Annotated in this window: 8 protein-coding genes; 4 read left to right on the top strand and 4 right to left on the bottom strand. The window is 70.1% G+C overall.

Features of this window, described 5'->3' with window-relative positions; genetic code table 11:
• The coding region (locus tag AC1D12_RS15770) for a LysR family transcriptional regulator (protein ID WP_477841417.1) at window positions 1–219 on the bottom strand (219 nt) is incomplete at its 3' end.
• Between the two features lie 197 nt (window positions 220–416).
• Here AC1D12_RS15770 and AC1D12_RS15765 point away from each other — a divergent pair.
• The 3 genes from AC1D12_RS15765 to AC1D12_RS15755 all read left to right on the top strand — a co-directional run bounded on the left by AC1D12_RS15765 (window position 417) and on the right by AC1D12_RS15755 (window position 4,613).
• Window positions 417–845 carry a DUF4148 domain-containing protein gene (locus AC1D12_RS15765; RefSeq protein WP_477826004.1) on the top strand — a complete coding sequence of 143 codons (429 nt, stop codon included), beginning with the start codon at window positions 417–419 and terminating at the stop codon, window positions 843–845.
• 172 nt (window positions 846–1,017) lie between these two features.
• The gene (locus AC1D12_RS15760) at window positions 1,018–2,952 is read left to right on the top strand and encodes an ABC transporter ATP-binding protein (protein ID WP_465111364.1); all 1,935 of its coding nucleotides are present in this window, start codon (window positions 1,018–1,020) and stop codon (window positions 2,950–2,952) included.
• Window positions 2,953–2,957: 5 nt separating this feature from the next.
• Window positions 2,958–4,613 carry an NAD(P)/FAD-dependent oxidoreductase gene (locus AC1D12_RS15755; RefSeq protein ID WP_477826002.1) on the top strand — a complete coding sequence of 552 codons (1,656 nt, stop codon included), beginning with the start codon at window positions 2,958–2,960 and terminating at the stop codon, window positions 4,611–4,613.
• A 3-nt stretch (window positions 4,614–4,616) separates the two neighbouring features.
• Here AC1D12_RS15755 and AC1D12_RS15750 read toward each other — a convergent pair whose 3' ends face one another.
• Both AC1D12_RS15750 and AC1D12_RS15745 read right to left on the bottom strand, forming a co-directional pair.
• Window positions 4,617–5,954, bottom strand: a complete 1,338-nt coding sequence (locus AC1D12_RS15750) for an amidohydrolase (RefSeq protein ID WP_477826006.1) — start codon at window positions 5,952–5,954, stop codon at window positions 4,617–4,619.
• Window positions 5,945–7,420, bottom strand: coding sequence for a M20 family metallopeptidase (locus AC1D12_RS15745; RefSeq protein WP_465111366.1), 1,476 nt, complete (start codon window positions 7,418–7,420; stop codon window positions 5,945–5,947). Before AC1D12_RS15745 ends, AC1D12_RS15750 begins: the two co-directional genes overlap by 10 nt.
• Before the next feature lie 108 nt (window positions 7,421–7,528).
• Between AC1D12_RS15745 and AC1D12_RS15740 the strand changes: the two genes are divergently transcribed.
• Window positions 7,529–8,323, top strand: a complete 795-nt coding sequence (locus AC1D12_RS15740) for a DUF4399 domain-containing protein (RefSeq protein WP_052211317.1) — start codon at window positions 7,529–7,531, stop codon at window positions 8,321–8,323.
• On the opposite strand, the gene AC1D12_RS15735 is transcribed toward AC1D12_RS15740, so the two are convergent.
• Window positions 8,304–9,143 carry an alpha/beta hydrolase gene (locus tag AC1D12_RS15735; protein ID WP_477841412.1) on the bottom strand — a complete coding sequence of 280 codons (840 nt, stop codon included), beginning with the start codon at window positions 9,141–9,143 and terminating at the stop codon, window positions 8,304–8,306. The two genes, AC1D12_RS15740 and AC1D12_RS15735, sit on opposite strands and share 20 nt — an antisense overlap.
• Window positions 9,144–9,269 lie beyond the last annotated feature (126 nt).

Below are 9,269 nucleotides of genomic sequence, written 5' to 3'. Positions count from 1 at the left end.
GAGGATCTGCTGCACGCGTTCGAGGTAGAGCTCGCCGGTGTCGGTGAGCGCGAGGCGGCGCGTCGTGCGGTTGATCAGGCGGGCGCCGAGGTGCTCTTCGAGGTCGGCCACGAGCCGCGTGACGACGGCCGGCGAGAGGTTCAGCCGGCGTGCGGCCGACGCGAAACTTCCTTCCTCGATCACCCGGGAAAACACCCGCATCGAATGCAGACGATCCATTCCTTCGCCCTCATTGTTTCTTTTTTGACAATGGGGCATTGAAGCACGTGCTGTTTATTGATTCAAGCGCAATGTCTACAGTTCACCCCATCGATGAGGCCAACGCAACAGTGACTCACCGAGGCTGGACAAGACGGCTCTGACAAACCCCTGAAGCCGCCCTGCCTGGAAACGTCAACCTTCTGAAGGAATTCATCATGAGCACCAAGAACTTCGCCGCCCTTGCCACCGTCGCCCTTGCACTGGCTGGCGCCTCCGTCACCGCGTTCGCTGCCGACACCGGCCTGACCCGCGAGCAAGTGCGTGCCGAACTGGCCCGTGCCCGCGCTTCCGGCGAACTGCTGCCGAACTCGGAAAGCTACGGCTACAACAACGCGTCGATCACGCTGCCGAAGGCCGCCGCCGCGACGGCCGACAGCGGCAAGAGCCGTGAGCAAGTGCGTGCCGAACTGGCGCGCGCCCGTGCCGACGGCACGCTGGTCCCGAACTCGGAAAGCTACGGCTACGCGACCCCGGTGGTGGCCGGCACGAGCCGCACCCGCGCCGAAGTGCGTGCCGAGGCGATCGAAGCCGCCAAGGCTCACAAGAGCGACGCCAGCTACGGCGCGCTGTCGACCGGCTACTGATCGCTGACGCGCAGAGCGCGCAACGGTTGTGGGACACCGCAGAGGCCGCCTTCGGGCGGCCTCTGTCGTTGGGTAGCGCGGTGGGGTATCCGTTCCGCGCGAGAATGGGCGACCCCCAACCCCCGATGCGGCGCACGCCACAAGCCTGCGCCGCGTTGCCATTGGCGCCGCCATGTCAGCCTTCTTCCTGCAACGCATCCACCCGACCGACGCGCCCCGCGGCGAGCCGCCGCCCGGCCTGCTGGCCTTCTACTGGCACTTCATCCGCCAGACGCGCTGGCTGTACGTCGCGATGTTCGCCACCGGGCTGGTGGTGGCCGGGGTCGACACGCTGGTACCGGTCTTCATCGGCAGGCTGGTCACGCTGATGCAGGCGCCCGATCGCGCCGCCGCGTTCAGCGCTGCCGCGCCGATGCTGCTCGGCATGGCCGCGCTGGTGCTGTTCGGCCGGCCGCTCGCGCTGCTGGCCGACACGATGGTGCGCAACATCGCGGTGGTGCCGGGCGTCACCAGCCTGATCCGCTGGCAGAGCCACTGGCACGTGGTGCGCCAGGGCTGGACCTTCTTCCAGAACGATTTCGCCGGCCGCATCGCCAACCGCGTGATGCAGACCAGCAACGCGGTGCGCGAGAGCGTGGTCAGCTCGATCCGCGCGATCTGGTACATCGTGATCTACGGCGTCACCGCGCTGGTGCTGATGGCCAGCGCCGACTGGCGGCTCGCCGTGCCGACCGTGCTGTGGTTCGCGAGCTACGTGTTCTTCCTGCGGCATTTCGTGCCGCGCATGCGCGACCTGGCGCGCGCCAGCTCGGAGTTGCGCTCGGCGCTGATGGGGCGCGTGGTCGACAGCTACACCAACATCCTGACCGTGAAGCTGTTCGCCCGCGCGCGCGACGAAGACGCCTACGTGCGCGAGAGCGTCGACGAGCACACGCTCGCGATCGCCGCGCACATGAAGCTCACGACGCAGTTCATGGCGACGCTGTCGGCGATGAACGCGCTGTTCCTGGTCAGCACCGCGACCATCGGCGTGCTGCTGTGGGCGAACGGGCACATCGCCGCCGGCATGGTGGCCACCGCGCTGCCGCTGGCCTGGCAGATCGCGAGCGTCGCCGGCTGGGTCAGCTGGGAAGTGACCGGCATCTTCGAGAACGTCGGCGTGGTGCAGGAGGGCATGGAGACGATCGCGGTGCCGCACACGCTGGTCGACAAGGCGGGGGCTCGCCCGCTCGAGGTGACGCGCGGCGAGATCCGCTTCGAGCACCTGACCTTCACCTACGGCCGCGGCGACGGCAAGCGCGTGCTCGACGAGCTCGACCTGGTCGTGAAGCCGGGCGAGCGCGTCGGGCTGGTCGGCCGCTCGGGCGCCGGCAAGTCGACGCTCGTGAACCTGCTGCTGCGCTTCCACGAGGTGGAGCAGGGCCGCATCCGCATCGACGGGCAGGACATCGCCGACGTCACGCAGGAGAGCCTGCGCGGCGCGATCGGCCTGGTGACGCAGGACACCTCGCTGCTGCACCGCTCGATCGCCGCCAACATCGGCTACGGCCGGCCGGACGCGACGGCCGGGCAGGTCGAAGCGGCAGCGCGCAAGGCGCAGGCGCACGGCTTCATCCAGGAGCTGCAGGACTGGAAGGGCCGCACCGGCTACGAGGCGCACGTCGGCGAGCGCGGCGTGAAGCTCTCCGGCGGCCAGCGCCAGCGCGTCGCGATCGCCCGCGTGGTGCTGAAGGACGCGCCGATCCTGGTGCTCGACGAAGCCACCTCGGCACTCGACAGCGAGGTCGAGCTCGCGATCCAGGACCAGCTGCTGAACCTGATGGAAGGCAAGACGGTGATCGCGATCGCGCACCGGCTGTCGACGATCGCCCGCATGGACCGGCTGATCGTGCTGGAGCAGGGCCGCATCGTCGAGCAGGGCACGCACGACGAGCTGCTGCAGCTCGACGGCCAGTACGCGCTGCTGTGGAAGCACCAGTCGGGCGGCTTCCTGGCGCATGACCAGCCCCTGCCTGCAGACCGCGGCGAGGACGACGAGGTCGTGATCGACGACGCACCGCTCGACGAGCTGCGCTCGGCCCAGCAGCCCGAGCCCGCGGGACAATAGCGCCCATGCTCCGAATCACCGAACTGCGGCTGCCGCTCGACCATGCCGAAGGCGCGCTGCGCCCGGCCGTGCTGCAGCGCCTGGGCCTGGCCGATGCCGCGCTGAAGTCCGCCACCGTCTTCAAGCGCAGCTACGACGCGCGCAAGAAGTCCGCCATCGTGCTGATCTACACCGTCGACTGCGAGCTTGCCGACCCGGCCGGCGAGGCCGCGCTGCTGCAGCGCTTCGCGACCGATCCGCACATCAAGCCGTCGCCCGACACCTCGTACAAGTTCGTCGGCCACGCGCCGGCCGATTTCGAGGGCTCGGGTCGCCTGCGCCCGCTGGTCGTCGGCTTCGGGCCGTGCGGGCTGTTCGCCGCGCTGATCCTCGCGCAGATGGGGCTGCGGCCGATCGTGCTGGAGCGCGGCAAGGAAGTGCGCCAGCGCACCCAGGACACCTGGGGCCTGTGGCGCAAGAATGTCCTGAACCCCGAATCGAACGTGCAGTTCGGCGAGGGCGGCGCCGGCACCTTCTCCGACGGCAAGCTGTGGAGCCAGATCAGCGACCCGCGCCACCTGACGCGCAAGGTGCTGACCGAGTTCGTCAAGGCCGGCGCGCCGGAAGAGATCCTGTTCGTCAGCAAGCCGCACATCGGCACCTTCCGGCTGGTCAGCATGATCGAGAAGATGCGCGCCGAGATCGAAGCGCTGGGCGGCGAGATCCGCTTCGAGCAGCGCGTGACCGATGTGCTCATCGAAGGGGGCCCCGAGGGCCGGCACATCCGCGGCGTGACGCTCGCGTCCGGCGAGCAGCTGCGCGCCGACCACGTCGTGCTGGCGCTCGGCCACAGCGCGCGCGACACCTTCGCGATGCTGCACGAGCGCGGTGTCTTCATGGAGGCCAAGCCGTTCTCGGTCGGTTTCCGCATCGAGCATCCGCAGTCGATCATCGACCGCGCACGCTTCGGCCCGAACGCCGGCAACCCGATCCTCGGCGCGGCCGACTACAAGCTGGTGCACCACGCCGCCAACGGCCGCTCGGTCTACAGCTTCTGCATGTGCCCGGGCGGCACGGTGGTGGCGGCCACCTCGGAGGTCGGCCGCGTCGTGACGAACGGCATGAGCCAGTACTCGCGCAACGAGCGCAACGCGAATGCCGGCATCGTCGTCGGCATCTCGCCGCAGGACTATGCGCAGGATCCGGATGCGCCGGGGCCGGTCAATCCGCTGGACGGCATCGCGTTCCAGCGCCGGCTCGAGTCGCGCGCCTTCGAGCTCGGCGGCGGCACCTACGAGGCGCCCGGCCAGCTGGTCGGCGATTTCGTCAAGGGCCAGCGTTCCCGCGAGTTCGGCAGCGTGCTGCCGTCGTACAAGCCGGGCGTGCTGCTCGGCGACCTGCACACTAGCCTGCCGGCGTACGCCATCGAGGCGATCCGCGAGGCGCTGCCGGCGTTCGAGCGGCAGATCAAGGGCTTCTCGATGCCCGATGCGGTGCTCACCGGCGTCGAGACGCGCACCTCGTCGCCGCTGCGCATCACGCGCGGCAAGGACTGGCAGAGCCTGAACGTGAAGGGCCTGTACCCGGCCGGTGAGGGCGCGGGYTATGCCGGCGGGATCATGTCGGCCGGCGTCGACGGGATCGAGGTGGCCGAGGCGCTGGGCGCGTCGATGCTCCGCTGACGACTACGGGCTGACCAGGTAGTCGAGCGCCAGCGTCGCCAGCGCCTTCACGCCCAGGGGCAACGCCGCCTCGTCGAAATCGAAGTCCGGCGCATGGTTCGGCGGCGCGTTCTGCGGCGTCTTGCCGGGCGGCGTCGCGCCGAGGATGAAGAACAGCCCCGGCACCTGCTTCTGGTACTCCGAGAAATCTTCCGACGCGCTGATCTTCGGCAGCTCCATCACGCGGTTGCCGCTCGCGCGCTGCAACGAAGGCATCATCCGCGCGAGCAGCTCGCGCGGGTTGTCGGTGACGGCATAGGTGGCCGGCCCGAAGCTGACGCTCGCCTGCGCGCCGCTGGCCGCGGCGATCGATTCGGCGGTCGTCACGATGCGCCGCTTCGCCTCTTCGCGCATCTCCTCGTCGAAGCTGCGCAGCGTGCCGCGCATCTCGACGCTGTCAGGCAGCACGTTCTCGCGGTTGCCGCCGTGGATCGACGCGATGCTCAGCACCGCCGGCTCATGGCTGATGTTCAGCTGGCGGCTCACGATGGTCTGCAGCCCGGTGATGATCTGCGCCGAGACGACGATCGGATCGATGCCGCCCCACGGCGCGCCGCCATGCGTGCCGCGGCCCCGCACCGTGATGCGCAGCGAATCGGCACCGGCCAGCATCGGCCCGCCGCGCACGCCGAGCGTGCCCGAGGCCAGGTTCGGAGAGAGGTGCAGGCCGAACACCGCATCGACCTTCGGGTTCTCGAGCACGCCTTCCTCGACCATCGCGCGCGCGCCCCAGCTGTCGGCAGCGGTCGACGGCAGGTCGGCGAGGCCTTCCTCGGCCGGCTGGAAGATGAACTTCACGCGGCCGGGAACCTGCGCACGCAGCCCGGCCAGCAGCTCGGCCACGCCCATCAGGATCGCGGTGTGGCCGTCATGGCCGCAGGCGTGCATCACCGGCGTCTGCACGCCCTGGTAGCGGCCGGTCTGCTGCGAGGCGAACGGCAGGTTCGTCGCCTCGGCCACCGGCAGCGCGTCCATGTCGGCGCGCAGCGCGACCACGCGCGACCCCGGCAGCCCGCCGCGCAGCAGGCCGACCACGCCGCGTCCGCCGACGCCGGTCGTCACCTCCAGGCCCAGCCGGCGCAGGTGCTCGGCCACCAGCGCGGCGGTGCGCACCTCCTGGCCGGAGAGCTCGGGATGGGCGTGGATGTCGCGGCGCCAGGCGACCAGGCGCGGCACGATCGGTGCCAGTCGCGCATCGAGGGCCTGGGGGTCTGCGCCCTGAGGCTGCGCCAGGGCGATGTTGGCAAGAAGCAGGCTGCAGGCGATGACGTGCGCGGCCCTCGAGCCTTGCCTCAAGGGCAGGCCGCCATCACCTGCGCCACCGCCGCCGTCAGCTTCTTCCCGTACGGCACATGCAGGAACTCGTTCGGCCCGTGCGCATTGCTCTTCGGGCCGAGCACGCCGCAGACCATCATCTGCGCCTTCGGGAAGCCCTTCTGCAGCAGGCTCATCAGCGGGATCGTGCCGCCCTGGCCGACGTAGCCGCAGGGCGCGCCGAACTGCGCCTGCGACGCGCTGTTCAGCGCATCCTCCAGCCACGGCGCCAGGCTCGGCGCATTCCAGCCGCTCGCGCCGTACGCACCGGCCCGGCCATCGGCCGCGAAGGTCACGCGGGCGTTGTACGGCGCGTTGTCCTCCAGCAGCGTCTTCAGCTGCATCGCGGCCTCGTTGCCGTCGACCAGCGGCGGCACCCGCAGGCTCAGCTTGAACGCGGTGTACGGACGCAGCACGTTGCCGGCGTTCTTCAGCTCGGGGAAGCCGTCGGCACCGGTGACGCTCAGCGTCGGGCGCCAGGTGCGGTTCAGCAGCGCCTCGGTCGGGTCGGTCGTGGTGGGCAGCGTCGGGCCGCCGTCGGCACCGCAGGCCCACGGAAAACGCTTCCAGACCTCGTCGCCGAGGATCTCGGCCGTCGCCTTCGCCTGCGCGAGGCGATCGCCGGGGATCTCGCAATGGAAGCTCTCCGGCAGCAGGCGGCCGGTCTTGCTGTCCTCGAGCCGGTCCAGCACCTGGCGCAGGATGCGGAAGCTCGACGGCACCAGCCCGCTGGAATCGCCGGAGTGGATGCCCTCGGTCAGGATCTCCACCTTCAGCACGCCGCTGACCATGCCGCGCAGGCTGGTCGTCAGCCACAGCTGGTCGTAGTTGCCGGCGCCGCTGTCGAGGCAGACGACCAGGCTCACGTTGCCCAGCCGCTCGCGCAGCACGTCGAGGTAGGCCGGCAGGTCGAACGAGCCGCTCTCCTCGCAGGCCTCGATGATGCCGACGCAGCGCGGGCGCGGGATGCCCTGCCGGTCGAGCGCCATGATCGCCGTCAGCGACGCGTAGACCGCGTAGCCGTCGTCGGCGGCGCCGCGGCCGTACAGCAGGCCGTTCTCGTACTTCGGCGTCCAGGGCCCCAGGTCGCTGCGCCAGCCGTTGAATTCGGGTTGCTTGTCGAGGTGGCCGTACAGGCAGATGGTGTCGGTGCTGCCGGCCTTGGTCGCCGGCACCTCGAAGAAGATCACCGGCGTGCGCCCTTCGATCCGGACCACTTCCAGCTTCAGCCCGGCCACCTTCTTGCTCTCGACCCAACTGGCGGCGTCGCGCACCACCCGCTCGAGGTGCCCGTTCTTCTGCCAGTCGGCATCGAACATCGGGCTTTTGGCCGGGATCGCGATGTAGTCGGTCAGCGCCGGGACGATCTCTTCGTCCCACGTGCGGTTGGCAAACTCGGCGATCGCGGTGGCTTCGTCGGGCTGCAGCGGAAGGTTGGGGTCGCGAGCGTTCATGGCCGGTTCTCCTGGAGCAGTGAATCCCTTGTGGGGAATTGCCGAGTGTAGAACCGAGCGCCTCAGGCTATGCTGATCCGATCCACAAGAACACACGAGGAGACAGGGATGCACCAATGCGTCACACAGGCCGCAGGGCTGATGGCGGCTGTGCTGCTGGGCGGTGCGGTCGGCCATGCCGAGGAGGCGCAGCATCCCTGGGTGGTCGCGTCACCCCTGGCGGTCAAGGAGACCTACTTCAGCAACCTGAGCTCCGGGGCGAGCATCGAGACACCGTTCGTGTTGAAGTTCGGCCTCAGCGGCATGGGGCTGGCGCCGATCACCAAGCCGCAGCCGCGCACCGGGCACCACCACCTGCTGATCAACCGCGAGCTGCCGCTCGATTTCTCGAAGCCGCTGCCCTTCAACGACCAGTATGTGCACTTCGGCAAGGGCCAGATGGAGACGGTGCTGACGCTGGCGCCCGGCGACTACACGCTGCGCCTGGTGCTGGCCGACGACAAGCACATCCCGAACTTCGTCTACAGCAAGCCGCTGCGCATCACGGTGACGAAGAAGAATGCCGACCTCGACCCGGCCAGCCTGGGGGCGCCCGGTGTCGAGCTGATGCTGCCGGTGGCCGAGGCGTCGGCCGGCAAGCCGCTGCAGGTGCGCTTCCATGCGTCGCGGCTGAATGTGTCGCACATCGCGCTGCAGGAGAAGGGCACCGGCCACTTCCGGCTGAGTGCGCTGCGCGACGGGGCCAAGCCCGAGACGCTGGACTTCCCCGGGGGGCAGACCGAGGCGTGGATCAAGCCGCCGCCCGGGCGCTACCAGCTCAGGCTTGAGTTCGTCGACAACCTGGCGCCGGCCACGGTGCTGGCCACGGCGGCGGCGCAGTCGATCACGGTCTTGCCGAAGTGAATCGTCGCAGCCCGGCCTGCAGCGCGGCGAACACCTCCGCCTGCTCGGGCTCGTTGAAGATCTCGTGGAACAGCGCCGGGAACGCCTGCGCCGTGACGACCGCCTGCGGGGCCACCGCGGCGAACGCCCGGCTGCCGGCCGGCGCGACGCAGCGGTCGCTGCCGGCGTACAGCAGCAGCGTCGGCAGCGTCCACGCGGCCGCGCGGGCGCGCACCCATTCGCCGCCGTCGACGATGAAGCGCACCAGCCGCGGCGTCACGCGGTCGTGCACCAGCGGATCGGCGGCGTAGGCCGCGACGACGGCCGGGTCGCGCGAGATCCACGCCGGCTTCAGCCCGTTGCCGACCGCGAGCGACGGGGCGATCGGGCCGAGCACCGCGAGCAGCAGCTTCTGCACCCCGTTCATGCCGGGGTCGAGCGCCGGCGACGACATCACCAGCCCGTCGACCGGGCGCCACCACGGCGCCTTCGTGTCGGCGGCGAAGCGCGAGACGACCAGCCCGCCCATGCTGTGGCCGAGCAGCACCAGCGGGCCGCGGTGCGCGGTGCGGGCTGCATCGATCACGTGCGACAGGTCGTCCAGCAGGTCGTGGTCGGTGGCGAGCCGGCCGCGGGCGCCCTCGCTGCGGCCGTGCCCGCGCTGGTCGTAGGCCAGCACATGCCAGCCCCAGCCGTTCAGGTGCGCGATCACATGCGCGTAGCGGCCCAGGTGCTCGCCCAGGCCATGCACCAGCACGACGACGCCGTGCGACGCGGTGCCGGCCGGATGGTGCGAGAGGTGCAGGCGCAGGCCGTCGGTGGTGTGCAGCGTCGTGTTCATGGCCCGGCAGTTTAGGCATCGCCTGCCGCGGCCGCCCCCGGGCTTGTCTCGATGCGCGCGTCAGGCCGCTTGCGGCTGCAGATCGCTGCCGAGCTCCAGCCGCGCGGCCGCCACCGGGTCGAGGTG

It is taken from the genome of Rhizobacter sp. P1_G5, assembly GCF_056405435.1.
This window is presented reverse-complemented; position numbering and strand designations above follow the sequence as displayed.

Bases quoted from the DNA above. Each gene is read 5' to 3' on its own strand.
- AC1D12_RS15765 (WP_477826004.1), top strand. From the start codon at position 417: ATGAGCACCAAGAACTTCGCCGCCCTTGCCACCGTCGCCCTTGCACTG.
- AC1D12_RS15760 (WP_465111364.1), top strand. From the start codon at position 1,018: ATGTCAGCCTTCTTCCTGCAACGCATCCACCCGACCGACGCGCCCCGC.
- AC1D12_RS15740 (WP_052211317.1), top strand. From the start codon at position 7,529: ATGCACCAATGCGTCACACAGGCCGCAGGGCTGATGGCGGCTGTGCTG.
- AC1D12_RS15745 (WP_465111366.1), bottom strand. From the start codon at position 7,420: ATGAACGCTCGCGACCCCAACCTTCCGCTGCAGCCCGACGAAGCCACC.
- AC1D12_RS15735 (WP_477841412.1), bottom strand. From the start codon at position 9,143: ATGAACACGACGCTGCACACCACCGACGGCCTGCGCCTGCACCTCTCG.